The sequence below is a fragment of the Allostreptomyces psammosilenae genome (assembly GCF_013407765.1).
GTDB lineage: Bacteria > Actinomycetota > Actinomycetes > Streptomycetales > Streptomycetaceae > Allostreptomyces > Allostreptomyces psammosilenae.
In genome coordinates this window covers 556292-580378 of sequence record NZ_JACBZD010000002.1, presented here as the reverse complement: position 1 = coordinate 580378, position 24087 = coordinate 556292, and the positions used below count along the sequence as shown (strand labels likewise).

The window sequence follows — 24087 nt, the reverse complement described above, 5'->3', positions numbered from 1 at the left end:
GAGGAGCTGGGTGAATGAAGGGCTTGGCCCGTTGGCGGGACTCCGAGCACCGGCAGCGCGCCATCGAGCGGGCCGGCGGTCCTGAGGCCTTCCAGCAGGGCGTCCAGCGGCTCGCCGACGAGGCACGCGCCTGGCGGCTCGCGGAGATGCGCAAGGATCGCGGCCTCACCCAGCAGGAGGTGGCCGACCGCATGGGGGTGACCAAGGGACGCGTCTCGCAGATCGAGGCGGGCCAGGTGTCCGGCCACGAGGTCATCGCGCGATACGTCGAAGCGCTTGGCGGCAACCTGATGATGATGGCCGTCTTCAGCGACGGTGAACTGCGCGAGGTGGGCTGAAGCACGGCGTCCGCGCCCCGCGGCAGCCGGGCCGCCGCGGGGCGCGGGTGGGTCAGTCGGTGGCGAGGCGGGCGGGGAAGCCTCCGGTGGCGATGGGGCCCCAGCGTTCGGGGGTGATCCGGATCAGCGACTTGCCCTGGCGGCGCATGGCCTCGCGGTACTCGTCCCAGTCCGGGTGCTCCCCGGCGATGCAGCGGTAGTAGTCGACCAGCGGTTCCAGGGCCTCGGGCAGGTCGAGCACCTCTGCCGTGCCGTCCACCTGCACCCAGGGGCCGTCGAAGTCGTCGGAGAGCACGATGACGGACGCCCGGGGGTCCCGGCGGGCGTTGCGGGCCTTGGCGCGCTCGGGGTAGGTGGAGACCACGATGCGCCCGGCGTCGTCCAGGCCGCAGGTCACCGGTGAGCCCTGCGGGCGGCCGTCGGAGCGGGTGGTCAGCAGGATGGCGCGGTGCCGGTCCCGCAGGAAGTCCCGCAGGCGCTCGGACTCGACCCGCTCGTTCGTCGCGATTCTCGGTGCCATGGGGGCAGCCTAGGGGCGGCCGGTCGTCGGGGCCATGACCGGAGGTGGCCACGCCGTCGGGCTCAGCCGGCCGGTGGCACCAGCACCCGGGCCAGGGCCTCCAGCGCGAGGTCGAGGTCCTCGGCGGAGATGGTCAGCGGCGGGGCGACGCGGATCGTGGAGCCGTGGGTCTCCTTCACCAGCACCCCCTCCCCCATCAGCCGCTCGGCCACCCGCCGCCCGCCGCCCAGCCGCGGGTCGACGTCGATGCCGGCCCACAGTCCGCGCCCGCGCACCGCGCGCACGGCGGAACCGGGGGCGGCGGCCAGCGCGGCCAGGCCGGCGTGCAGCCGCTCGCCGAGCAGCGCGGCCTGCCGCTGGTACTCGCCGGTGCGCAGCATGGCGATCACCTCCAGGGCGACCGCGCAGGCGAGCGGGTTGCCGCCGAAGGTGGAGCCGTGGGTGCCCGGGGAGTACACGCCCAGCACGTCGCGGTCGGCGACCACCGCCGAGACCGGCACCACGCCGCCGCCCAGCGCCTTGCCGAGCACGTAGACGTCGGGGACGACCGACTCGTGCTCGCAGGCGAAGGTGCGTCCGGTGCGGCCGAGCCCGGACTGGATCTCGTCGAGCACCAGCAGCACGCCCCGCTCGGCGGTGATCCGGCGGGCCTCGCGCAGGTAGCCGTCCGGCGGGACCAGCACGCCGGCCTCGCCCTGGATGGGTTCCAGGAGCACGGCGACGGTGTCCCCGGTGACCGCCGCGGCCAGGGCGGCGGCGTCGCCGAAGGGGACGATGTCGAAGCCGGGGGCGAAGGGCCCGTAGTGCTCCCGGGCCTCCGGGTCCGTGGAGAAGCCGACGATGGTGGTGGTGCGGCCGTGGAAGTTGCCGGCGGCGACGACGATCCTGGCCCGGCCGTCCGGGACGCCCCGGACCTCGTACCCCCACTTGCGGGCGGTCTTGATCGCCGTCTCCACCGCCTCGGCGCCGGTGTTCATCGGCAGCACGGCGTCCTTGCCGCACAGGTCGGCGAGCTGTTCGCAGAAGGCGGCGAAGCGGTCGTGGTGGAAGGCGCGGCTGGTGAGGGTGACCCGGCCGAGCTGCTCGGTGGCGGCGGCGATCAGCCGGGGGTTGCGGTGGCCGAAGTTGAGCGCCGAGTAGCCGGCCAGCAGGTCGAGGTAGCGGCGGCCCTCGACGTCGGTGACCCAGGCCCCTTCGGCGCCGGCCACGACGACGGGGAGCGGGGAGTAGTTGTGGGCGCTGTGCGCGTCGGCGGCCCGGATCAGTTTCCGGGACACCGGCGGCACGTCCACGGGCACGTCCAGGGATGCGTCCACGGGCGCGTCGTCGGGCTCCATGGCGGGCTCCTCCTCGTGTGGCGGCGGACACCCTCGGCGCCCGAAACCGACAAAACGGACAGTGAGCAGCTCAAACGTACCGTCCCTGCCAGGCTAGACCGCCTCCGACGCCCCGGGAACGGCCCGGAACCGCCCGCGCGGGACCCCGGCGGAGGGCCCGTCACAGTGCCGCCGCACCCCCGCGGCGGCCCGCCGCCGCCCGCTCCGCCACGCCGACCGGTCCGCGCCACGCCAGGGGTGGCGGGAGGCACCGCCCGGCGGCTGAGACAATGGCCCCATGGCCGCTGATCGCCCCTCCGACACCCCCGGCACCCGACGTGTGCTCTCCGGTATCCAGCCGACCGCCGACTCCTTCCACCTCGGCAACTACCTCGGCGCGATCCGGCAGTGGGTGACGCTCCAGGAGAACCACGACGCCTTCTACATGATCGCCGACCAGCACGCGATCACCGTGGAGCAGGACCCGAAGGTGCTGCGCGAGCGCACCCGCCGCAGCGCCTCCCAGCTGCTGGCGGCGGGCCTGGACCCGGACCGCTGCACGCTCTTCGTGCAGAGCCACATACCGGAGCACACCCAGCTGCAGTGGGTGATGAGCTGCCTGACCGGCTTCGGCGAGGCCGGCCGGATGACGCAGTTCAAGGACAAGTCGGCCAAGCAGGGCGCCGACCGCACCACGGTGGGCCTGTTCACCTACCCGGTGCTCCAGGTCGCCGACATCCTCCTCTACCAGGCGGACGCCGTGCCGGTCGGCGAGGACCAGCGCCAGCACCTGGAGCTGACCCGGGACCTCGCGGCCCGCTTCAACGCCCGCTTCGGCCGGACCTTCACGGTGCCCGAGCCGTTCATCGTCAAGGACACCGCCAAGATCGTCGACCTGCAGGACCCGACGATCAAGATGAGCAAGTCGGCCTCGTCGCCGAGCGGCATCATCAACCTCCTCGACGAGCCGAAGGCCTCCGCCAAGAAGATCCGCAGCGCGGTCACCGACACCGGCCGCGAGGTGGTCTTCGACGAGGAGAACAAGCCCGGCATCGCCAACCTGCTGCGCATCGCCTCGGCGCTGACCGGCCGCGCCGTCGCCGAGTTGGAGGAGGCGTACGCCGGCCGCGGCTACGGCGACTTCAAGAAGGACGTCGCCGAGGCGCTGGTCGAGTTCGTCACCCCGTTCCAGGAGCGCACCAACGCCTACCTGGACGACCCGGCGGAGCTGGACGCCATCCTCGCCAAGGGCGCACTGAAGGCGCGCGAGGTCGCGGCCGAGACGCTCCGGGCGGCGTACGAGCGGATCGGCTTCCTTCCTCCGCGCGTCTGATGCGCCGTCAATTCCGTTCCGTGCGCCGGGATGCTTCGGCGAGCCCGGCGCACGGAGCCTCGGCGGTGGCGGGGCGGCAGTAGGGTCTGGCTGGACGTCGCCGGCGACCGGCGCCGGTTCGGCGACAATCAGTACACGCGCGGCAGGCGGGAGGAACGAGACGCATGCGGATCGGCGGGTCGACGGGTTCTCCCCACACTCCTCGGACGCACCGCCACGGGGATCGGCCGACCGCCGAACCCGAGCGGGCGGCGGACCGCGCCGGCTGCGCCGCCGACACCGTGACGATCGGCGTCTCGATCCCCGTGCCGGAGCCGCACGGCAGTCTGCTGCAGGACTCCCGCGCCGGCTTCGGCGACCCCCTCGCCCGCTGCATCCCGACCCACATCACCCTGCTGCCGCCCACCGAGGTGGCCGGTGACGCGCTGCCCGCCATCGACGCGCACCTGCGCCGGGTGGCCGAGGAGGGCAAGCCCTTCGACCTGCGCCTGGAGGGCACCGGCACCTTCCGGCCGGTCTCCCCGGTGGTGTTCGTGCGGGTCGCCGAGGGCGCCGAGGGCTGCTCCCGGCTGCAGGAGGCCGTGCGGTCCGGCCCGCTCCGGCGGGAACTGCACTTCCCGTACCACCCGCACGTCACCGTGGCCCACGACATCGCCGAGGCGGCGATGGACCGCGCCTTCGAGGAGCTGGCCGACTACCGCGGGGCCTTCCTGGTGGAGGCGTTCAGCCTGTACCGGCACGGCGAGGACGGGGTCTGGCGCCCGGTGCGCCACTACGCCTTCGCGTGAGCCGGGGCGGCGCCCTCGGCGGTGGGCTGCGGCAGTTTTTCCGGTCCGGAACCCCGGTAAACCTCCCGGGAAGCACGACTTCGCCGGTGATGCCGCTCACAACCCATCAGAGCTGGACTATCTACCGTAGTAGCCGTTTAAACCCACAAAACGGACAAATCTCAATCTTCTTCGCGCCCTGCCCGCGACCAGGCGCCCCACCACCCTGACCGGATGACAGAACCCCAGGTCAGAGCGGTGCGCACGGCCGGAACCGGGATCCGGCGGGGCTCGCGCCACCCCCCTCGGCGCCCGCTCCGAGGCGCCCCCACACCCCCCGACCACCGGGGGCGATGTACGACATGGGGTAGTAAATGGGGCTCTTTGCCGTCATTTCGTTCCCTGTTACGACTGGATCTCGTCAGTCCGCGGTGGTTCGCCACCGGGCGGACCGACACCGTCCCCCGGCGGACGGGCGCCCCCCTCGCGGAGGCTCCCCACACGTGGTGTGTCGAGCACGTGGTGTGTCACACCGCCGGAGTCGTCGAACAGAGGTTTTGCATTCCGTGTCGAACACCCGCACCACCACCGCCGGCCGCCTGTCCCTCGGTAGCCTGAAGCGGAACTCCGCCCGTGGCCTGGCCGCCGTGACCATGGTGGCCGCCGCGACGGCGGGTCTGGCCGGCACCGCGCTGGCCCACACGAACGCCGACGCGCCCAGCCGTCACGAGCGTCACGTCGCCCACCTGGAGCACGTGCGCCACACCGAGCACGTGCGGCACGTGGAGCACCTGCGCCACGTCGCCCACCTGAACCACATCGCCAACCAGGACGTGGCCGCCGCCGGCGTGGGCAACACCGCGCCCACCACCACGACGGCCGCCACCGCGACCGCCGCCACCACGGCGGCCGGCAGCGACTACGTCCTGCCCATCGAGGGCTCCTACACGCTGACCGCCAGCTTCGCGCAGGCCGGCAGCAACTGGGCCAACACCCACAGCGGCCAGGACTTCGCCGTCCCCACCGGCACCCCGATCCACACCGTCACCAGCGGTGAGGTCGTCTTCGCCGGCTGGGACGACTCCTACGGCAACAACGTGATCATCCAGGGCGAGGACGGCAAGTACATCCTGTACGGCCACCTGAACTCGCTCGGCGCCTCGGTCGGCCAGCAGGTCTCCGCGGGCGACGTGATCGGCCTGTCCGGTTCCACCGGCAACTCCACCGGACCCCACCTGCACTTCGAGGTCCGCACCACCCCCACCTACGGCTCCGCCGTCGACCCGGTGGCCTACCTGGCCTCGCACGGCGTCACCGTCTGACCGACGGCCGGCACCACTGCGGGGACCGCCGGCACCACGGCGGCCCACGGCCACACGGCGGCCCGTCGTCCCACCAGGGACGGCGGGCCGCCGCCCGTTTCCCCCGTCCTCACCCCCGCCGGGCGGTCACCGCGCACCGGCCCCCGCCGCCGCGGCACGGTCGGCGTTGGCCAGGATGGCCGCGCTGACGTACCCGGCGAGCCCCGGGGCGGTCTTCTCGTAGTACGCGGTGAACCGCTCGTCGGCCAGGTACATCTCCCCCAGGCCCCGGTGGACCTCGTAGCTGCACCGGTAGTGCCACCCGGTGATGTACCGGCGGTGCTCCTCGGCCAGGTCCATCGCCCGCTCGTCGTCGGCCGGGACACCGGCCCGCATCGCCTCGGCGAACCGCCCGTTCAGCGCCTCGCCCTCGGCCAGCATCCGCTTCCAGTCCTCCTTGGTGTAGGAGGCCGTCCGGCGCCGCGACTCCGCCCAGGCGTCGGTGCCACCCCAGCGCTCCTCGGCCTCCGCCGCGTACCGGTCCGGGTCGTGGTCGCCGAAGACCTCGAACCGCTCCTCCGGGGTGAGCCGGATCCCCATCGTGTGTGCCTCCATCGTGAGCTCCAGTGCGCCGACCATCCGCCGCAGCCGCTCGATCCGCTCGGTCAGCAGCGCGTGCTGGCGCCGCAGGTGCGCGAGCACGCCGGTGGACGGCTCGTCGAGGATGGTCGCGATCTCCTCCAGGGCGAAGCCCAGCTCCCGGTACCCGAGGATCTGCTGCAGCCGCTCCAGGTCGGCGTCGGAGTAGCGCCGGTAGCCGGCGGCGGTCCGTCCGCTGGGCGACAGCAGCCCGATCTCGTCGTAGTGGTGCAGGGTGCGCACGGTGACGCCGGTGACGGCGGCCACCCTGCCGACCGAGTAGCTCATGGCTTCGACCTCCGGAACCCGAAGCTACGGCCTCACGTAACGGGAGGGTCAAACCCTCCGCCTGGGCCGCCCGCGGAACCAGCCGGAGCCGGAGCCTACGGCGTCAGCACCACCTTCACGCAGTCCTGCTCCTTGTTCTTGAACATCTCGAAGGCCGCCGGGGCCTCGTCCAGCCCCATCCGGTGGGTGATCACGAAGCTCGGGTCCAGCTCGCCGGCCCGGATCCGCTCCAGCAGCGGGGCGGTGTACCGCTGGACGTGGCACTGGCCCGCCCGGATGGTCAGCGACCGGTTCATCACCGCGCCCATCGGGAACTTGTCCACGAACCCGCCGTAGACGCCGATCACGGAGACCGTCCCGCCGCTGCGGCAGGCCATCACCGCCTCCCGGAGGGCGTGCGGGCGGTCGCTCTCCAGCCGGGTGGCGTGCTTGACCCGGTCGTAGGCGTGCAGCGCCGGGGTGGGGTGGTGCGCCTCCATGCCCACCGCCTCGACGCAGGCGTCCGGTCCGCGCCCGGCGGTCATCTCCCGCAGCGCGTCCAGGACGTCCGTCTCCTCGTAGTCGACGGTCTCCGCCCCGGCCTTCTCCCGGGCCATCCGCAGCCGGGCCGGCACCCGGTCGATGACGATCACCCGCTCAGCGCCGAGCAGCCGGGCGCTGACCGCCGCGAACTGGCCCACCGGCCCGGCCCCCCACACCGCGACGGTGTCCCCCGGCCGGATGTCGCACATCTCCGCGCCCATGTAGCCGGTGGGCAGGACGTCGGAGAGGAGGAGCACCTGCTCGTCCGGCAGGTCGTCCTCGATCTTCACCGGCCCGACGTCGGCGAACGGCACCCGCGCGTACTCCGCCTGCCCGCCCGGGTAGCCGCCGAGCATGTGCGAGTAGCCGAAGATGCCCGCCGGCGAGTGCCCCATGATCTTCTCGGCCATGCCGGCGTTGGGGTTGGAGTTCTCGCACACCGAGTACAGGCCCAGCTCGCAGGAGTTGCAGGCCCCGCAGGCGATCGGGAACGGCACCACCACCCGGTCGCCCACCGCGAGGTTCGACACGCCCGGCCCGACCTCCACCACCTCCCCCATGAACTCGTGGCCGAGGATGTCCCCGCGCTCCATCGTCGGGATGTAGCCGTCGTACAGGTGCAGGTCGGAGCCGCAGATCGCGGTCGAGGTGACCCGGACGATCGCGTCCCGCGCGTTCAGGATCCGCGGCTCCGGGACCTCCTCCACCTGCACGGTGTTCCGGCCCATCCAGCAGTTGGCCTTCATCTGCCCTCCTGGGGGTGGTCGGTTCAGGCCGCGGCGGTGGGACGGGCGGGCCGCTGTGCGAGCTGCCGGCGCGCGTGGGTGCCCTCCGGGCTGCCCTCCGAGCGGACCACCTCGCCGGTCTCCATCACCTGCTTGAAGCGCCGCAGGTCGTCCCGCACCTGCTGGTCGGCCTGCTCTCCGAAGAACCGGGCGACCATGGCCCCCATCCGCCCCCCGGGCTGCCCGTACTCCAGCTCCACCCGCACCTCGGTGCCCCGGCCGCCGGGGGCGTCGGCGAACCGCACCGAGCCGGAGTTGTCCACGTCCGAGCCGGGCAGCGAACGCCAGGAGATCAGCTCCCCCGGGGTGTCCTCGACGATCTCGGCGTCCCAGTGCACGCTCCCCCGCAGCGCCGCCTTCGCCGTCCAGCGGGTGCGCCCCTGCGGGCGCGGCTCCACCGACTTCAGGTGGATCATGAACCGCGGGAGGTTCTGCAGGTCGCGCCAGAAGTCGTAGACCTCCCGGCGCGGACGGTTGACGGTCACCGAGGCGGTCAGGCGCGTGGTCACCGTCTCCAGACGGGCCCACCGCGCCAGGCCCGCGCGCCGGCTCCCAGTGTCCTCGAGTGTTCCGGTCACGTTCTCCCTCATCCGGTCGACGTCCAGTGGCGCAGCCGCCACTACCACGCCGACCGGCGATCACACGGCGCCGCCCCGCGGCGGACGGGTGACGCCCGCCGCGCTCACCGCTGGCGCCGGAGCACCGCCACCACCACCCACGCGCCGAGCACGAAGACCAGCAGCGCCACCGACAGCGCGGTGCGCCCGCCCGAGGCCCCGGATCCCGGGCCCAGGCCGCTCACCCCGGCGCTCGGCGCGGAGACGTGCTCCGGCCCGGCATCGGCCGCCTCCGCCTGGGCGCCCCCGGCCGCGGCCGGCGTGGGGGAGGCGGGCAGCAGCCACGGCGCCAGCGAGGCCGGGGGCGCGGTGGACGGCACCTGGACGCCCGCCTCCCCCACCTGCGGGCCGGGCTCCACCAGCCGGCCGATCGGCGTCACCGTGCCCGCCGCCGCGAACCCCCAGTCCAGCAGCGCCTCCGCCTCGTCGTAGACCAGGCCGTCACCGCGCTCGGGGTGCATCACGGCCACCAGCAGGGTGCGCCCGTCACGCTCCGCCGCGCCGACGAAGGTGTTGCCGGCGTTGCTGGTGTAACCGTTCTTCACGCCGATCATGCCCTCGTACACCCCGAGCAGGTCGTTGGTGTTCTGGATCTCGAAGGTCTCGTCCCCCTCCCCCGGGAACTCGGCGGTGCGGGTGCTCGCGTAGCGGCGGAAGTCCGGGTTCTGCAGGCCGGCGCGGGCGATCAGGGTCAGGTCGTAGGCGGAGGAGACCTGGCCGTCCTCGTCGTAGCCGTCCGGCGTGACCACGTGGGTGTCCAGGGCGTTCAGCTCGATGGCGCGCTCCTGCATCTGCCGCACCACCTCCGGCACCCCGCCGGCCATCGCGGAGAGCACGTGCACGGCGTCGTTGCCGGAGCGCAGGAAGACCCCGAGCCAGAGGTCCTCGACCGTGTAGGTCAGCTCCTCCTTGACGCCCACCAGGCTGCTGCCCTCCCCGACGCCGGCCAGCTCCTCCGCGCTGACGGTGTGCGTGCCGGTGGGCTCGAACCTGGGCAGCAGCACCTCCGCGAAGAGCATCTTCAGCGTGGAGGCCGGGGGCAGCTGCCAGTGCGGGTTGCGGGCGGCCAGCACCTCGCCGGTGGTGGCGTCGGAGACCATCCAGGAGTACGCGGTCAGGTCCTCCGGCAGCTCCGGCGTGTCCGGGCCGGCCTCCACCTGGTCGCCCGGCTGGGCCAGCCGCTCCCCGCCGACGGCCGACATCACCGCCGGGGGCGACGGCGGCGCCGACTCCGAGGGCGAGGGGGAGGGCGTGTCGGCCCCGGCGGCGCGGGCGGTGGCGGCCGGTGGGACGACCAGCAGCGCGGCTCCGAGCAGGGCCACGGTGATCCGGGCGGGACGGCGTTCCCGGAGCAGTATCCGGCGGGCGAGTTGACGTAGCACGCCGTGACCGTACCCGTACCCGCCGACCCCCGCCGCCCGCGCCCCCGCCGATCGGCGGATACTGGACAGGACCGGTCCGTCCGGCGTCCCGCTAGGCAAGGTGGAATCCCCCGTGAAGCTCTCCCGTACCGCGTCCTGGTTCCTGCTGGCCTTCGGCGTGTGGTCCTGGTTCATCTGGACGACCTTCGTCCGCAACCTGTGGGCCGACGGCTCGGGTCTGGCCTTCGAGGACGGCAGCCCGACGGCCTACTTCTGGGTCCACCTCACGCTGGCCGTGGTGTCCTTCCTGCTCGGCACGGCCATCGGCGTCCTCGGCCTGCGCGGGCTGCTCGCGCTGCGCCGCGAGGCGCGTGCGGCCCGCGGGGGCCGTGAGTCCCGCGAGTCCGGTGGGGCGCGCGGGGCCCACGCCTGACGCTCCGGGCGGCCGTCCCGCCGCCCGCGTCCCCCTGCCCGCGCCCCCTGCCCGCGCCCCCTGCCCACGGCCTCCGGCCCGCGCCCCCGTCCGATCCCCGCTGCTCTCCGGGGCCGTGGACGCCGCCGGGGCGGTGCCCCAGCGGCGTTTCACCCGTGTGCGGTTCCCCCGCTCGGCCGTCCGGACGGGTCAGGCCGTCCGGACCGCCCGGGTCAGCCCTTCGCGGCGCCCGCCTCGACCGGCACCGGATCGTCCTGCCGGGGCGCGGAGGGCGCCGGGCCCGAGCCGCGCAGCGGGACGTGGCGGATGAACCAGGCCAGCACGAAGCCCACGGCCGCCACCACCGCGCTGCCGACGAAGACGACCTGGATGCCCTCGGTCACCGCGACCTGGAAGGCGTGCCGGACGGGCTCGGCCATCTGGCGCAGCACCTCCGGGGTGACCTCCGCGATCGACCCCAGCCCCTCCGTGCCGGCCGCCGCGCCGCCGCCCTGGGCCTCCAGGGAGTCCCGCAGGCGGTTGGTGTAGAGCGACCCCAGCAGGGAGACGCCGAGCGAGCCGCCCATGTTGCGCAGGAAGGTGGAGGCGCCGGTGGCGGCGCCCATGTCCCGCAGCGCGACGCTGTTCTGCGCGATGAGCATGGTGGTCTGCATCAGGCAGCCCATGCCGGCGCCCAGCACGATCATGTAGAGGGCGCTGGTGGTCCGCGAGGTGTCGAGCTCCATCGTGGACATCAGCGCCAGCCCGGCGGTCAGCAGGGCGCCGCCGGCGATCGGCAGGGCCCGGTAGCGGCCGGTGCGGGTGATCAGCAGGCCGCCGGCCACCGAGACCGCCATCGCGGAGATCATCATCGGCATCAGCAGCAGGCCGCTGTTGGTGGCCGAGGAGCCCTGGACGAACTGCTGGAACTGCGGCAGGAAGGTCACCCCGCCGAACATCGCGAAGCCGACGATGAAGCTGAGGGCGCCGGCGAGCGAGAAGTTCGCGTTGCGGAACACGCTCAGCGGCATGACCGGCTCCACCGCCCGCCGCTCCACTATCAGGAAGGCGACGAAGCCCAGCACGGTGACCACGCCCAGCCCGATGATCCGGCCCGAGCCCCACGCGTACTCCGTCCCGCCCCAGCTGGTGATCAGCACCAGCGTGGTGATCCACAGGGTGAGCAGCGCGGCGCCGGACCAGTCGATGCTCGCCCGCCCGCCGGCGCGCGTCCGGCGGGGCAGCTTGAGGGTGAACCAGATCACGGCGAGCGCGACGGCGCCCAGCGGCAGGTTGACGTAGAAGGCCCAGCGCCAGTTGAGGTTGTCGGTGATGAAGCCGCCGACCAGCGGGCCGCCGATCATGGCGATGGGCATCACGGCCGCCATCACGCCCTGGTAGCGCCCGCGCTCCCGGGGCGGGACCATCTCGCCGATGATCGCCATGACGCCGACCATCAGACCGCCCGCCCCCAGGCCCTGGAGGGCGCGGAAGGCGATGAGCTGGTTCATGTCCTGTGCGACGCCGCACAGCGCGGAGCCGACCAGGAAGATGACCACCGCGGACATGAAGACGCCCTTGCGGCCGTAGAGGTCGCCGAGCTTGCCCCAGATCGGGGTGGCCGCCGTGGAGGCCAGGATGTAGGCCGTGGTCACCCACGCGAGGCGGTCCAGACCGCCGAGGTCCCCGACGATCGTGGGCAGCGCCGGCGCCACGATCATGTTGTCCAGCATGGCGAGCAGCATCGCGATGACCAGGCCGCTCATCGCGACGAGGATCTCGCGGGGGGTGAGCACCGCCTGTTCGGGTGGAGCCTGTGGTGTGCTCGCTGGTGTGTTGGTTGCCATGGCGCCCCGTTCTCGAAAATCTGAGGGTAGGACTATCTACCTACCGGCAGGTTAGTAAGCTACTTGCCGACCGGTAAGTTGGCAACCGGAGCCTTGACTGGGGACGATCAAGGTTGTCGGTCAGGACAGGAGCGGGCGAGACATGCAGGCCACCAGGCGACGCAGGGGCAGCGACACCCGGGCGGAGATCCAGGAAGTCGCGCTGACGCTCTTCACGGAGAAGGGCTACGAGGCCACCTCGCTCCGGGAGATCGCGGAGCGGCTGGGCATCACCAAGGCCGCCCTGTACTACCACTTCAAGAGCAAGGAGGACATCGTCCACACCCTGCTGGACGATCGCCTCGAAGTCGTCGACGAGCTCATCTCCTGGGCCTCCGCGCAGCCCCGCACCCCCGACCTGCCCCGCAAGGTCGTCGACCGGTGGGCGGAGACGATCAGCGACCGCGGCCTGCGGATGGTCCGCTTCGCCCTGGCCAACCAGCACGTGCTGCGGGAGTTCAGCCCCAAGCACGCCGGCATGCACGGCCGGCTGCGCGAGCTCTTCGCCATCCTCACCGACCCGCAGGCCTCCGTCGCCGACCAGCTGCGGGTCCGGATGGCGCTGATCAGCGTCCAGGTGGCGATCGTGGCGGCCCAGGACCTCGACGCGGACGACGAGGAGATCATCGACGTCGCCAAGGAGCTCGCCCACCTCATGCTGCCCCCGGTCGGCGGCCCGGCGGACGCCCAGGCCGACCACGCCGGGGACGGCCACACCCAGGCCAAGCCGCCCCCGACGGGCACCGGCGACCCCGAGGACACGGCGGCGCCGGGCCACGGCCGACAGCCGTGACCCGGCGCGCTCGCTCGCACGCTCCCCACCCCGGGCCCCGGGCCCCCTCGGCCCCCGGCCCGGGCGGCGTTCCGCCGAGGGCCGCCCCGGCGGGCGCCGCCAGGGCCCCACCGGCGGCTCAGCGCCAGTTCAACTCGTCCAGGGGCACGTCCAGCACCGGATCGGGCAGCGCGATCAGCGCGAACAGCACCACGGCGGCGCCGAACACGGTCAGCGTCAGCACGTCGGTGAACCGGCTGCGCACGGCCAGCATGCCCACCCGCGGCAGCGCCCCGCGCAGCACCGCGCCGAGCAGCAGCGTGCAGCCCAGCACCACCATGCCCACCCGGAACGAGCCGGTGGCCGTGATCCCCAGGCCGGCCGCCGCCCCCAGCAGCAGCAGCGTGATCGGCCACTCCCGGAACGCCCCCCCGCGGCGCCGCGGCATCCCGCCCTCCGGCGGGTAGACGCCCTCCGTGCGCCCGCTCCTGGCAGAGCGCGGCCGGATCCCGGTGGCGCCGGCCGGCGGCCGGGTCCCGTCCCCGCCGCCCCGCCCCTCGGCGCCCCGACCCTCGGCGTCCGGGCCGGCCCCCCGCTCGCCCGCGGCCCCGCCGGCGTCCTGCACGATTGCCATCGTCCTGCTCCGTCCCGTCTCCCGGTCCCGTCCTCGTCCCGCCTGTCCCCGCACCCGCCGGCCGCCCGCGGACGCCGCCCCCGGACGCCGCGGCGGCCCCGGCCACCCGAGCCTCCCGGGCCGCGCCGGCCCCACTGCTCGCCCGGGCGGCCCGGTCCTCGCCGTCGTTACCGCGCGGAACCCGCCGCCGCGCGCTCGGCGGCCTCCACCACGTTGGTCAGCAGCATGGCCCGGGTCATCGGCCCGACACCGCCCGGCATCGGGGCCACCCAGGCCGCCTTGTCCCGGACGTCGGGGTGCACGTCGCCGACCAGACCGGCGTCCGTGCGGGTGATGCCCACGTCCAGCACGGCCGCCCCGGGGCGCACCATGTCGGCCGTGATCAGCCCGGCCACCCCGGCCGCCGCCACCACGATGTCCGCCTGCCGCACGTGAGCGGCGAGGTCCTTGGTGCCGGTGTGGCAGAGCGTCACCGTGGCGTTCTCGCTGCGCCGGGTGAGCAGCAGCCCGATCGGGCGCCCCACCGTGACCCCGCGCCCGACGACCACGACGTGCGCCCCGGCGATGTCCACCTCGTAGCGGCGCAGCAGCTCCACGATCCCGCGCGGGGTGCAGGGCAGCGGCGCCTCCTGGCCGAGCACCAGCCGGCCGAGGTTGGTGGGGTGCAGGCCGTCCGCGTCCTTGGCCGGGTCCATCAGCTCCAGCACCCGGTTGGCGTCGAGGCCGTCCGGCAGCGGCAGCTGGACGATGTAGCCGGTGCAGGCCGGGTCGGCGTTGAGCTCGGCGACGACCGCCTCCACGTCCGCCTGCGTGGCGTCGGCCGGCAGCTCGCGCTGGATGCTGGCGATGCCGACCTGCGCGCAGTCGCGGTGCTTGCCGGCGACGTAGGAGCGGCTGCCGGGGTCGTCGCCGACCAGCACGGTGCCGAGGCCCGGAGTGATGCCGCGTTCCCGCAGCGCGGCGACCCTGCCGGCGAGTTCGGACTTGATCGCGGCGGCGGTGGCCTTACCGTCGAGGACCCGGGCGTTCATGCGGACGTCTCCTTAGCTGTGCTTCGCTGTGTCCAAGCCTGGCTGTGTCCCAGCCTGCCCCGCGAGGGCCACGGCCGCTCGGCGGGGCAACTCCTTGCGCCCCCCGTGCTCCTCGCGCTCCTCGGCTCCCTCGCGGTCCGCGCGTGCCCCGCCTCCCGATCCTGGCGACGCTCGGCGAGGCGCGACCCGTTCCCGGCCACGGCCCCCGTTCGGGGCCCGCCCCGTCCAGGCCCGAGGGGCACCGGCGTACCGGCGCCACGCGCTGGCCGGCCCGACCGGGGTGCGGGCCGCCGGGCCCGGGGACCACGGGGAGAGATGGGCGAGGGAAGCGCGGGCCCGCGCCGGCGGGCTCGTCTCCCCCACGACGTACATCCTCCCGGATCAGGAGGAGTGTTCGCGCACGCGCCCCCTCCCCGCCGCCGGGCACCCGTCCGGGGAGCCCCGCCCGCAGGGCCCCACCGGGAGAGCCCCGCCGCCGGGCACCCGCCCGCAGGGCCCCGCCGTAGGGCGCCCGCCCGGCTCGCCGCGAAGTTATCCACAGGCCGGAACCGGGGGGCTGCGGCGCGCCGACGCTCCATGCCATCGTTGAAGTAAGGGGGTCCCCCTTCGGGCCCCCTACGGGGCGTTGTCCGAAAAGCGGATATGTGTGACGGAGCGGGATATTCCGGAACGGGCAGGGCGCCCCAGGCGAGCATTCGGGCAACGGCCGCCCCCCGCGGGCGGACTGACGGCCCCCCGCGCGAGCGCCGACCGGCACTCCCCGGCCGTGTCGGGCACCGTTGACAGGTGTTCGACAGGCAGAATGGAAATCGCACGTACGGGTGGCCGGAAAGCGACGATTCGTTCCGAATGGGCAACGAAGCCTCGTATCGGCTGGACACCTCCCCCGCGCGGCATGGACGATGGCGGCCGGCAGTCGCACGGATCGCCGACCACCAACCCACCGGCCCTCGCGGCCGGCAAGTGGACCACCCGGCCGGCCCGTGCCAGCCGGCGCCCCGACGGGCGCTCGGCGTCGGCGCGCCCGAGGCGCGCCAGGTGGCCCGGGCGGGCGAGCGTGCGGCGGACAGCGATACGGAGAGGACGGCACGGCGCGGCGTCGTGCCGGAACGGGGGCAGTACGGATGTCGAATCCCTACGCGGGGCCGCCGCAGCCCCAGCCAGGGCCGGCCGGCGGGGGGACCGGTGGGGCCGGCGGGCCGGGAGGCTACGGCTACCCGCACAGCCCTTCCGGTCAGTACGGCTACCCCCAGCCGGGCCCGGGCCCGCAGCAGCCCCCGGTCGGGTACCCGGCGCAGCCGCCGGTGCCCCCCGGTTACGTCCCGGGCGTGGTGCAGGCGCCCCCGCAGAGCAACGGCTACGCGACGGCCTCGCTGGTCATCGGCGTGATCTCCGCGCTGCTGGCGATCTTCTTCATCGGCGGGGTGCTGGCCTGCGTCGGCCTGGGCCTCGGCATCGCCGCGCTGCGGCAGGCCGGGCGCACCGGGATCGGCCGCACCGCCGCGGTCGGCGGCCTGGTGCTGAACGTCGCCACCATCGCGCTGACGCTCGCCTGGGTGGCCGTCGCCATCCGGCTGGACAGCGTCGAGGTGATGCCGTCGACGACGGCGCCGGCGTCCGTGACGCTCGCGGTCGACGCCCCCGCCGGCCCCCTCCCCGATTCGGCGGCCCGGCCAGGTCCGGCCGCCCTGCCGGACTCGGCGGCGCTCCTCGCCCCGGTGGCCTTCGGGGGCTGAGCGTGCCCGATCGCAGCGCCGCGCCGTCCGCCGGGCGGACCGAGGTGGAAACCGGGGCGCGGACCACGGCCCACGGATCCGCCGCGCGCCCGCGGGCGCGGCACGGGCGGACCGGCCGCGCGGCCGTCGCCCCGCCTGGCGGCGGCTTCGCTCCCGCGCCCAGGCCGGCCGGTCCGCTGGCCGCCCGTCTGGCCGGCTGGCGACGGCGCCCCGCGGGGCGCGGCGGCGAGGTGCTGCTCCGGGGCGCGCTGGCCGGCGGGGCCGCGGTGGCCGCGGCCCGCCTGCACTCCTGGCACGACCCGGGGGTGCTGTGTCCATTACGACTGGTGGCCGGTCTGCCGTGTCCGGCGTGCGGCAGCACGACGTTCCTCGTCGAGCTCGGCCGCGGGAACTGGTCGGCGGCCCTGCTGGCCAATCCGGTGACGGCGCTGGCCGCGTCCGCCGCGGTCGCCGCCCCCGCCGTGCCGCCCGGCCGTTGGCCGGCCGTCCCGGTGGTCAGCCGCTGGGCGCTGCTCGCCGTGGCGCTTGCGGTGGCATGGGCCTGGCAACTGTGGCGGATCGGCATCGGCCGCCCGTGACGTCCGCCACCCGCGCCACCTGACGGCCGGGCAGGAGCCGTCCGCACGGCCCACCGACCGTCACCGGACCCGCCGCCCCGCCGAACCCGCCGACCACGGGCACAGCGCACCTCCGCACACCCCGCCAGTCACCACACCGAGTCAGTTACCACCCAGCCAGTCACCACCCAACCAGTCCCGTCCTCAGACCCACGTCGAAGGAGCCCCGGTGAGTTACCCGTCCGGCCCCAACCCCTACGCCGGCCAGCAGCCCGGCTACGGCTACCCGCAGCAGGGCGGCTACGGCGCCCCGCAGCCCCAGGCCCAGCCGGGCTACGGCTACCCGCAGCCCGGTCCCGCCGGGGTCCCGCCCCAGGCCCCCTACGGCTACCAGCAGCCGCAGGCCGGCTACGGTTACGGCGGCGGTGGCGGCTACGCCGCGCCGTCCTACGCCAACTGGGGCGCCCGCGTGGCGGCCTACTTCATGGACTACCTGATCGCGGGCCTGATCCCGGGCATCCTGATCACCATCGGCTACGTGATGATCATCTCCGCGACGGTGGACTACGCCAACTCGTACGACGCCTACAGCGGCACCTACAACAGCACGCCCGAGGTGAACCCCGTCGCCTACCTGCTGCTCGGCCTCGGCGGCCTGCTGGGCTTCATCATCGGCCTGGTCTTCATCGCCCGCGAGGGCCGCACCGGCCAGACCCCGGGCAAGCGCTCGATGGGCATCCGGCTGGTCCGCGCCTCCGACGGGCAGCCGATCGGCTTCGGCATGGCGTTCGTCCGGCGGCTGTGCCACGTGGTGGACGGCTTCCTGATGCTCGGCTACCTGTGGCCGCTGTGGGACGAGCGGAAGCAGACGTTCGCCGACAAGATCGTCGGCACCGTGGTGGTGCGCACCCCGCGCTGACGCGTCCGCCGTCCCACCCGGTTCACTCCCCGGCTCGCCCGCTGGCCGCGTCGCACCCGGCCGACGGGCGAGCCGAACCGCGTCCTCGACCGGTTCCCCCGTACACCCCCCGTCCCCGCTCCCGTATCCCCGGCTTCCGCTCCCCCACCCCTCCCCGCCCCAGGACGCCCGCGATGACCCTCGACCCCGTCGACCGCCGTATCGTCGCGGCGTTGATCAACGACGCCCGCGCGACGTACGCCGAGATCGGCGCGCTGGTCGGGCTCTCCGCCCCCGCCGTCAAGCGGCGGGTCGACCGGCTGGTGGAGTCCGGGGCCATCACCGGCTTCTCGGCGTCCGTGGAACCCGCCGCGCTGGGCTGGACGACCGAGGCGTACGTGGAGCTCTACTGCCGGGGCCGCACCTCGCCGGCGGAGATCGCCCGGGCCCTGGAGAAGCACCCCGAGGTGCTCTCCGCCAGCACCGTCACGGGCGACGCCGACGCCCTGGTGCACCTGCTCACCGCCGACGTGCAGCACTTCGAGGCGACCCTGGAGCGGATCAACGCCGAGCCGTTCGTCGTGCGGACCCGCAGCTCCGTCGTGCTCTCCCGGCTGGTTCGGCGCTCCGGCTCCGACGTCGCCGGCTGACCGGCCGTCCCACCCCCTCCAGCGCCCCGGAATCCGCGCCCGCGCCCGCTGCCCCAGAAGCCGCACGCAACGGATCGACGGCCGTACGGGTGTGCGCGCAACGGATCGCCCGCAACGCGCAAGCGTGGTGCATTGGGCCACGTCAGACGGGTGCTTAGGGTCGTTGCAGGCCGTCGGGACACGCACCGGAGCCGTCCGGTGACCGGCGCGCCCTCCCACCCTCATCGGATTCCCGCGGAGCACCGACCCCATGGAGCCCACCCTCCCCGCCCGTTCCACGCCCCGCACCGCCGGCCCCGCCCCCACCGCCACCCCGGCCACCGCCGATCCCACCAGCGCCACTCCCATCACCACCCCCACCACCACGAGCCCCGACGGCACGGCGCCCCCGGGCGGCACGGCCCGCCGCCCCGTCACCTCGATGCACACCTACGACGACCGCCTCGCCGACCTGGTGTTCGACTACATGCGCGGCCGGCTGCAACTCGATCCGGTGCCCCTGGACCATCCCGGCTCCCGCGACAAGCTGGAACGCGTCCTCAACGGCCTGCTCGGCCCCACCGGACGGGACCCGGCCGAGGTGCTGGCGATCTACGCCGACCACCTGGCGCCGGCGGTCATCTCCTGCGACAGCCCGCGCTTCCTCTCCTTCATCCCCGCCGCCCCCACCAAGGCCGCCCTGCTCTTCGACATGGTGGTCTCCTGCGCCTCCCTCCAGGGCATCTCCTGGCTGGAGGCGGCCGGGGCGGTGGCGGCCGAGAACCAGGTGCTGCGGCTGATCGCCGACCAGGCGGGAATGCCGGCGCAGGCCGGCGGCTGCTTCGTCACCGGCGGCTCCGCCGGCAACCTCGCCGCCCTGGTGGTGGCCCGGGACACCGGCCTGCGCCGGCTGGCCGAACCCGACGCCACTGGGACACCGCGTCAGCCCCCGCCACGGGTGCGGATCGCCGTCGGGGAGCAGGCCCACTCCTCGATCGCCAGCACCCTGCGCATCATCGGCGCGGACCCCCTGGTCGTCCCCTCCCCGGACCACCGGATGACCGGGCGGGCGCTGCGCCAAGCCCTGGCCCGGGACCCGGCCCCCGGCGACGTCGTGGCCGTCGTGGCGACCGCCGGCACCACCAACGCCGGCATCGTCGACGACCTGGCGGGCGTCGCCGAGGTGGCCCGCGAGCACGGCATGTGGTTCCACGTGGACGGCGCCTACGGCGGCGCCGCGCTCTTCGCACCCAGCGTGCGGGAACGGTTCGCCGGCATCGAGCACGCCGACTCGCTCGTCGTCGACCCGCACAAGTGGCTCTTCGCCCCGTTCGACTGCGCCGCGCTGCTGTACCGCCGGCCGCGGCTGGCCAAGGCCGTGCACACCCAGGACGCGTCCTACCTGGACGTCATCCACACCGACTCCCCCGAGGAGTGGAACCCCACCGACTACGCCTACCACCTCACCCGGCGGGCGCGCGGCCTGCCGCTGTGGTTCTCGCTCGCCGTGCACGGCACCGACGCCTACCGCGACGCCATCGAGGCGGCGCTGACGCTGGCGCGGGAGGCGGCCGAACTGGTGCGGCGGGCCCCGCACGTCGAGCTGGTGCGCGAACCGGAGCTGTCCGTGGTGCTGCTGCGCCGCCCGGGCTGGGCGCCGGAGGACTACCACGCCTGGTCGGAGCGGCTGCTGGCCGGGCAGGTGGCGTTCGTGACGCCGACCACCTGGCAGGGCGAGACGGTGGCCCGCCTGGCCTTCCTGCACCCCGGCACCACGACCGGGGTGGTGCGGGAGATCCTGGCCACCATGGAGTGACCACCGCGGAGCGCCCCGCCCTCACCGCACCGGGCTCTCACCACACGGGCCCTCACCGCACCGGGCCCTCACCGCACCGAGCCCACCCGGGCCCTGGTACTGCACGGGCTCGGGTGGGCTCGGAGGAGTCACTCGGTGGGACCGGTGGGGTCCGCGGAATCAGTGGAAGAAGTGCCGGGTCCCGGTGAGGTACATGGTGATGCCGGCGGCCTTCGCCGCCTCGATCACCTCGTTGTCCCGCACCGAACCACCGGGCTGCACCACGGCCTTGACGCCGCCGTCGATCAGCACCTGGAGGCCGTCCGGGAAGGGGAAGAAGGCGTCCGAGGCGGCCACCGAGCCGGCCGCCCGCTCGCCGGCGCGGCCCACCGCCAGGCGGGCCGAGTCCACCCGGTTGACCTGCCCCATGCCGACACCGACGGTGGCGCCGCCGGAGGCCAGCAGGATCGCGTTGGACTTCACGGAGCGGACCGCGCGCCAGGCGAAGGCGAGGTCGCGCAGGTCGTCCTCGCCCAGCGCCGCGCCGGTGGCCAGCGTCCAGTTCGCCGGGTCGTCGCCGTCCGCCTGGTAGCGGTCGACCTGCTGGAGCAGCAGGCCGCCGTCGATCGCCCGGGTCTCCACCGGACCACCCGGGGCGCCGGGGGCGCGCAGCACCCGGATGTTCTTCTTCCGGGCGAGCACCTCGACCGCGCCGTCCTCGAACTCGGGGGCCACGATGACCTCGGTGAAGATCTCCGCGACCTGCTCGGCCATGGCCACCGACACCGGCCGGTTGACCGCGATCACACCGCCGTACGCGGACACCGGGTCGCAGGCGTGGGCCAGCCGGTGCGCCTCGGCGACGTCCGCGCCGACCGCGATGCCGCACGGGTTGGCGTGCTTGATGATGGCCACGCAGGGCTCGGCGTGGTCGTAGGCGGCGCGGCGGGCCGCGTCGGTGTCCACCCAGTTGTTGTAGGACATCGCCTTGCCGTGCAGCTGCTCGGCGGCGGCGAGGCCGGCGCCGGTGCCGTCGGAGTACAGGGCGGCGGCCTGGTGCGGGTTCTCGCCGTAGCGCAGCACCTCCTGCCGGGTGCGCAGCGCGGCGGTGAACGGCGGGAAGTCCTCGGAGTCGGCCGGGGCGTAGTCCTCGGCGAACCAGGTGGCCACCGCGATGTCGTAGGCGGCGGTGTGCCGGAACGCCTCGCCGGCCAGCCGCTTGCGGGCGGCCAGGTCGAACCCGCCGGCCGCCACGGCCGCCAGGACGTCGCCGTACCGCGAGGGGTCGGTGACCACGGCCACGGAGGGGTGGTTCTTGGCCGCGGCGCGCACCATGGAGGGCCCGCCGATGTCGATCTGCTCCACGCACTCGTCGGGGGTGGCGCCGGAGGCGACGGTCTCCCGGAAGGGGTAGAGGTTCACCACGACCAGCTCGAACGGCTCCACGCCCAACTCGGCGAGCTGCCCGCGGTGGGAGTCCAGGCGGAGGTCGGCGAGGATGCCGGCGTGCACCCGGGGGTGCAGGGTCTTGACCCGGCCGTCCAGGCACTCGGGGAAGCCGGTCAGCTCCTCCACCCGGGTGACGGGCACGCCGGCCGCGGCGATCCGGGCGGCCGTGGAGCCGGTGGAGACCAGCTCGACGCCGGCGGCGTGCAGGCCGCGGGCCAGCTCCTCCAGGCCGGTCTTGTCGTAGACGCTGACGAGCGCGCGACGGATCGGGCGCCGCTCGGCGCCGGCGGCGGGGGCGTCGGGGGTGGAACTCATGAGGGGATGGTGACCTTTCTGCCTTCGATGCGGTGACCCTCGCGGGCGATGCGGCCCACGACGTCGACGAGCAGGGAGCGCTCCACCTGCTTGATGCGCTCGTGGAGCGTGTCCTCGTCGTCCTCGGGCAGGACGGGGACGGCGCCCTGGGCGATGATCGGGCCGGTGTCCACCCCCTCGTCGACGAGGTGGACCGTGCAGCCGGTCACCTTGGCGCCGTAGGCGAGGGCGTCGCGGACCCCGTGGGCCCCGGGGAAGGCCGGCAGCAGGGCCGGGTGGGTGTTGACGATCCGGCCGGCGAAGCGGGCGAGGAACTGGGCGCCGACGATCTTCATGAACCCGGCGGAGACCACCAGGTCCGGGTCGTGGGCGGCGGTCGCCTCGGTGAGGGCGTGATCCCAGGCCGCGCGGTCCGGGAAGTCCGCGAGCGAGGCGGTGAAGGTGGGTATGCCGGCGCGCTCGGCGCGCTCCAGACCGGCGATGCCGAGGCGGTCGGAGCCGACGGCGACGACGCGCGCGCCGTAGGAGGGGTCCGCGCAGGCGTCAATGAGGGCCTGGAGATTGGTGCCGGAGCCGGAGACCAGCACGACCAGCCGGGCGGGGCCGGGGGTCCGGGCGGGGAACGACACGACGCTCGGAGCGGGGGGTACCACGGGGAGGTTCTCCAGGAAGGTGTGCGGCGGTGTGGCGGTGCGACGCCCGGCGGCGGGCACCGGTTCACCCCGGTAACGATACTTGCGTCCCGATGGCGCCTCGCACGCAGCGTCGCCCAACGGTGACTCTACGCGCGTAGCGCTTGGGGCTGGGGCACGACCCGGGTGCGGCTCCGGCGCGATCCGGATGCGGCTCCGGGACGGGCCGCACGGGTCTCCGGGACGGGCCGCGTGCGTCTCGGGGACGAAATGTGGAACCGTTGCGTTGGTCAGGTGTGGGCAAAATCAGGCACCGGACCGGGGCGGACAGCACGCCCCGTCGCATGACGGCACGGGGCCCCGCCGGGCCCTGGAGACGATTGGGGACATCCTTCACACCATGAGCAGCGGCCAGAGCACCAGCGGGCACGGGACCACCGGGCCCGGGCCGGACGTTCCCCAGGAACACAACCCGTTCGGGCCGCCGCCGGAGGGTGCCCCGGAGCGGCCGTGGCGGCCCCGGCAGAGCCCCCGGCAGGACGGGGACGGCACCGGCCACACCGGCGACGGCGAGGGGCGCGGCCCCGGACCGTGGCCCGGGCGCCTCGGCGACCGCGACGGCGGCACGCCCCCGGGCGGCGACCAGGGCCGTCCGCGCCCCGGCGCCGACTTCGACCCGCGCGACCCGATGCAGCGCCGCGCCCGCTACGGCATCCTCGCGGGCGTGTGGGGCGTGTTCGCCGGGCTGATCGGCCTGTGGCAGGTCGCCCTGCTGGCCGGCGCGCTCGCCGTGTACTGGGGCTGGACCTCCTTCCGGGCCCTCGGCGGGCGCCGCGAGGCACCCGCCGGGGCGGCGGGCGCGGCCGGGGCGGCGGGCCGGCGGCCGAACGGCGGCCCCTGGGGCGCCGGCGCGGCGGGCGCGGCCGGCGCGGCCGCCCGGCCGGAGGGGCGCCCGGCGGGTGGACGCTCCCAGGCGACGGCCGCGTTCATGGGGCTGGCGTCGGGAGTGGTGGCGCTGTCGTTCGTCGCGGGGACGTTCACCATCCGCTTCGCGTACGACGACTACTTCACCTGCGTGGACCAGTCCCTCACCCTCACGGCCCGGGACGCCTGCCTCACCAGGCTCCCGGAGCCCCTGCGCACCGTATACGACCAGAACTGATCGGCGAGGCGTTCCCCGAGGCGTGCGGGCCCGGCCCTGGAGCGGGCCGGGGCCGCACGCCTCGTTCATGTGCGGATGCGGATCGGGAGGGGATCGCGAGCGGGGGTTTCAGGCGCACCGGGCGCGTCGCGCGAGGTTGCCGATAGCTGCGGGTAGCTGCGGATAGCCGCGTGACGCGCCCGGGAACTCCGGATTCCCCACCTGCCTCCGCTCCCCTGCCCGCCCATCCCTGCCCTGGCCCGCCGCCTCTGCCTCCCTCGCCCTGGCCCGCCCATCCCTGCCCTGGCCGGCCCCCTCTGCCTCCTTCGCCCTGCCCCCGTGGCGCCGCCCCGATGAGCCGCTGCTCCTTAGCCGCCGCGGGGACTGGAGGGACGAGCCACGTTATCCACAGG

Annotated in this window: 23 protein-coding genes; 12 read left to right on the top strand and 11 right to left on the bottom strand. The window is 74.5% G+C overall.

The annotated features are described in order from the left end of the window. Positions 1-14: 14 nt before the first annotated feature. Positions 15-338, top strand: a complete 324-nt coding sequence (locus FHU37_RS24815) for a helix-turn-helix domain-containing protein (protein ID WP_179816892.1) — start codon at positions 15-17, stop codon at positions 336-338. A gap of 52 nt (positions 339-390) precedes the next feature. On the opposite strand, the gene FHU37_RS24810 is transcribed toward FHU37_RS24815, so the two are convergent. Next, positions 391-858 (bottom strand): PPOX class F420-dependent oxidoreductase, encoded by a 468-nt coding sequence (locus FHU37_RS24810; RefSeq protein WP_179816891.1) that lies wholly within the window; start codon positions 856-858, stop codon positions 391-393. 62 nt (positions 859-920) lie between these two features. Then, positions 921-2195 carry an ornithine--oxo-acid transaminase gene (rocD, locus tag FHU37_RS24805; protein ID WP_179816890.1) on the bottom strand — a complete coding sequence of 425 codons (1275 nt, stop codon included), beginning with the start codon at positions 2193-2195 and terminating at the stop codon, positions 921-923. 277 nt (positions 2196-2472) lie between these two features. Here rocD and trpS point away from each other — a divergent pair, with 277 nt between their 5' ends. The 3 genes from trpS to FHU37_RS24790 all read left to right on the top strand — a co-directional run bounded on the left by trpS (position 2473) and on the right by FHU37_RS24790 (position 5596). Further along, complete coding sequence (gene trpS / locus FHU37_RS24800; RefSeq protein ID WP_179816889.1) at positions 2473-3507, top strand: tryptophan--tRNA ligase; 1035 nt, start codon at positions 2473-2475, stop codon at positions 3505-3507. 164 nt (positions 3508-3671) lie between these two features. Further along, complete coding sequence (locus FHU37_RS24795) at positions 3672-4295, top strand: 2'-5' RNA ligase family protein (protein ID WP_179816888.1); 624 nt, start codon at positions 3672-3674, stop codon at positions 4293-4295. A 545-nt stretch (positions 4296-4840) separates the two neighbouring features. Further along, a complete protein-coding gene (locus FHU37_RS24790; protein ID WP_179816887.1) occupies positions 4841-5596 on the top strand; it encodes a M23 family metallopeptidase in 756 nt (251 codons plus the stop codon). Between the two features lie 126 nt (positions 5597-5722). Here the strand turns inward: FHU37_RS24790 and FHU37_RS24785 are convergent, their stop codons facing one another. The 4 genes from FHU37_RS24785 to FHU37_RS24770 form a co-directional block, all read right to left on the bottom strand. Next, positions 5723-6502, bottom strand: a complete 780-nt coding sequence (locus tag FHU37_RS24785; RefSeq protein ID WP_179816886.1) for a MerR family transcriptional regulator — start codon at positions 6500-6502, stop codon at positions 5723-5725. Positions 6503-6597: 95 nt separating this feature from the next. Continuing rightward, entirely contained in the window at positions 6598-7770 is a 1173-nt protein-coding gene (locus FHU37_RS24780; protein ID WP_179816885.1) for a zinc-dependent alcohol dehydrogenase, read from the bottom strand. Positions 7771-7793: 23 nt separating this feature from the next. Continuing rightward, entirely contained in the window at positions 7794-8387 is a 594-nt protein-coding gene (locus FHU37_RS24775) for an SRPBCC family protein (RefSeq protein ID WP_218904783.1), read from the bottom strand. A 104-nt stretch (positions 8388-8491) separates the two neighbouring features. After that, on the bottom strand, positions 8492-9808 hold the full coding sequence (locus FHU37_RS24770; protein WP_312892843.1) for a D-alanyl-D-alanine carboxypeptidase family protein: 1317 nt from the start codon (positions 9806-9808) through the stop codon (positions 8492-8494). Positions 9809-9920: 112 nt separating this feature from the next. On the opposite strand from FHU37_RS24770, the gene FHU37_RS24765 reads away from it, so the two are divergent. Then, positions 9921-10220, top strand: a complete 300-nt coding sequence (locus tag FHU37_RS24765) for an SCO4848 family membrane protein (protein WP_179816882.1) — start codon at positions 9921-9923, stop codon at positions 10218-10220. Positions 10221-10432: 212 nt separating this feature from the next. Here FHU37_RS24765 and FHU37_RS24760 read toward each other — a convergent pair whose 3' ends face one another. After that, positions 10433-12046: an MDR family MFS transporter gene (locus tag FHU37_RS24760; RefSeq protein ID WP_179816881.1), complete on the bottom strand. Its 1614-nt coding sequence runs from the start codon at positions 12044-12046 to the stop codon at positions 10433-10435. 142 nt (positions 12047-12188) lie between these two features. On the opposite strand from FHU37_RS24760, the gene FHU37_RS24755 reads away from it, so the two are divergent. Beyond that, on the top strand, positions 12189-12878 hold the full coding sequence (locus FHU37_RS24755; protein WP_179816880.1) for a TetR/AcrR family transcriptional regulator: 690 nt from the start codon (positions 12189-12191) through the stop codon (positions 12876-12878). Between the two features lie 118 nt (positions 12879-12996). Here FHU37_RS24755 and FHU37_RS24750 read toward each other — a convergent pair whose 3' ends face one another. Both FHU37_RS24750 and FHU37_RS24745 read right to left on the bottom strand, forming a co-directional pair. Continuing rightward, positions 12997-13491, bottom strand: a complete 495-nt coding sequence (locus FHU37_RS24750; RefSeq protein WP_179816879.1) for a DUF3017 domain-containing protein — start codon at positions 13489-13491, stop codon at positions 12997-12999. Positions 13492-13658: 167 nt separating this feature from the next. Further along, positions 13659-14522, bottom strand: a complete 864-nt coding sequence (locus FHU37_RS24745; protein WP_179816878.1) for a bifunctional methylenetetrahydrofolate dehydrogenase/methenyltetrahydrofolate cyclohydrolase — start codon at positions 14520-14522, stop codon at positions 13659-13661. A gap of 1124 nt (positions 14523-15646) precedes the next feature. On the opposite strand from FHU37_RS24745, the gene FHU37_RS24740 reads away from it, so the two are divergent. The 5 genes from FHU37_RS24740 to FHU37_RS24720 all read left to right on the top strand — a co-directional run bounded on the left by FHU37_RS24740 (position 15647) and on the right by FHU37_RS24720 (position 20158). Next, positions 15647-16258, top strand: a complete 612-nt coding sequence (locus FHU37_RS24740) for a DUF4190 domain-containing protein (protein ID WP_179816877.1) — start codon at positions 15647-15649, stop codon at positions 16256-16258. 2 nt (positions 16259-16260) lie between these two features. Continuing rightward, a complete protein-coding gene (locus FHU37_RS24735) occupies positions 16261-16836 on the top strand; it encodes a DUF2752 domain-containing protein (RefSeq protein ID WP_179816876.1) in 576 nt (191 codons plus the stop codon). A gap of 208 nt (positions 16837-17044) precedes the next feature. Next, positions 17045-17734 (top strand): RDD family protein, encoded by a 690-nt coding sequence (locus tag FHU37_RS28655; RefSeq protein ID WP_179816875.1) that lies wholly within the window; start codon positions 17045-17047, stop codon positions 17732-17734. 173 nt (positions 17735-17907) lie between these two features. After that, complete coding sequence (locus FHU37_RS24725) at positions 17908-18363, top strand: Lrp/AsnC family transcriptional regulator (protein ID WP_179816874.1); 456 nt, start codon at positions 17908-17910, stop codon at positions 18361-18363. 250 nt (positions 18364-18613) lie between these two features. Continuing rightward, positions 18614-20158, top strand: coding sequence for a pyridoxal phosphate-dependent decarboxylase family protein (locus tag FHU37_RS24720; protein ID WP_246451278.1), 1545 nt, complete (start codon positions 18614-18616; stop codon positions 20156-20158). A 159-nt stretch (positions 20159-20317) separates the two neighbouring features. Here FHU37_RS24720 and purH read toward each other — a convergent pair whose 3' ends face one another. Both purH and purN read right to left on the bottom strand, forming a co-directional pair. Beyond that, complete coding sequence (gene purH / locus FHU37_RS24715; RefSeq protein ID WP_179816873.1) at positions 20318-21901, bottom strand: bifunctional phosphoribosylaminoimidazolecarboxamide formyltransferase/IMP cyclohydrolase; 1584 nt, start codon at positions 21899-21901, stop codon at positions 20318-20320. Next, positions 21898-22530, bottom strand: coding sequence for a phosphoribosylglycinamide formyltransferase (gene purN / locus FHU37_RS24710; protein WP_179817356.1), 633 nt, complete (start codon positions 22528-22530; stop codon positions 21898-21900). Before purN ends, purH begins: the two co-directional genes overlap by 4 nt. 403 nt (positions 22531-22933) lie before the next feature. Here purN and FHU37_RS24705 point away from each other — a divergent pair, with 403 nt between their 5' ends. Then, positions 22934-23695, top strand: a complete 762-nt coding sequence (locus FHU37_RS24705; RefSeq protein WP_179816872.1) for a hypothetical protein — start codon at positions 22934-22936, stop codon at positions 23693-23695. Positions 23696-24087 lie beyond the last annotated feature (392 nt).

What these genes read in the sequence shown, in the direction of transcription:
- FHU37_RS24815 (WP_179816892.1), top strand. Translation starts at nt 15, where the DNA reads ATGAAGGGCTTGGCCCGTTGGCGGGACTCCGAGCACCGGCAGCGCGCC.
- FHU37_RS24810 (WP_179816891.1), bottom strand. Translation starts at nt 858, where the DNA reads ATGGCACCGAGAATCGCGACGAACGAGCGGGTCGAGTCCGAGCGCCTG.
- rocD (WP_179816890.1), bottom strand. Translation starts at nt 2,195, where the DNA reads ATGGAGCCCGACGACGCGCCCGTGGACGCATCCCTGGACGTGCCCGTG.
- trpS (WP_179816889.1), top strand. Translation starts at nt 2,473, where the DNA reads ATGGCCGCTGATCGCCCCTCCGACACCCCCGGCACCCGACGTGTGCTC.
- FHU37_RS24795 (WP_179816888.1), top strand. Translation starts at nt 3,672, where the DNA reads ATGCGGATCGGCGGGTCGACGGGTTCTCCCCACACTCCTCGGACGCAC.
- FHU37_RS24785 (WP_179816886.1), bottom strand. Translation starts at nt 6,502, where the DNA reads ATGAGCTACTCGGTCGGCAGGGTGGCCGCCGTCACCGGCGTCACCGTG.
- FHU37_RS24780 (WP_179816885.1), bottom strand. Translation starts at nt 7,770, where the DNA reads ATGAAGGCCAACTGCTGGATGGGCCGGAACACCGTGCAGGTGGAGGAG.
- FHU37_RS24760 (WP_179816881.1), bottom strand. Translation starts at nt 12,046, where the DNA reads ATGGCAACCAACACACCAGCGAGCACACCACAGGCTCCACCCGAACAG.
- FHU37_RS24755 (WP_179816880.1), top strand. Translation starts at nt 12,189, where the DNA reads ATGCAGGCCACCAGGCGACGCAGGGGCAGCGACACCCGGGCGGAGATC.
- FHU37_RS24750 (WP_179816879.1), bottom strand. Translation starts at nt 13,491, where the DNA reads ATGGCAATCGTGCAGGACGCCGGCGGGGCCGCGGGCGAGCGGGGGGCC.
- FHU37_RS24745 (WP_179816878.1), bottom strand. Translation starts at nt 14,522, where the DNA reads ATGAACGCCCGGGTCCTCGACGGTAAGGCCACCGCCGCCGCGATCAAG.
- FHU37_RS24740 (WP_179816877.1), top strand. Translation starts at nt 15,647, where the DNA reads ATGTCGAATCCCTACGCGGGGCCGCCGCAGCCCCAGCCAGGGCCGGCC.
- FHU37_RS24725 (WP_179816874.1), top strand. Translation starts at nt 17,908, where the DNA reads ATGACCCTCGACCCCGTCGACCGCCGTATCGTCGCGGCGTTGATCAAC.
- FHU37_RS24720 (WP_246451278.1), top strand. Translation starts at nt 18,614, where the DNA reads ATGGAGCCCACCCTCCCCGCCCGTTCCACGCCCCGCACCGCCGGCCCC.
- purH (WP_179816873.1), bottom strand. Translation starts at nt 21,901, where the DNA reads ATGAGTTCCACCCCCGACGCCCCCGCCGCCGGCGCCGAGCGGCGCCCG.
- FHU37_RS24705 (WP_179816872.1), top strand. Translation starts at nt 22,934, where the DNA reads ATGAGCAGCGGCCAGAGCACCAGCGGGCACGGGACCACCGGGCCCGGG.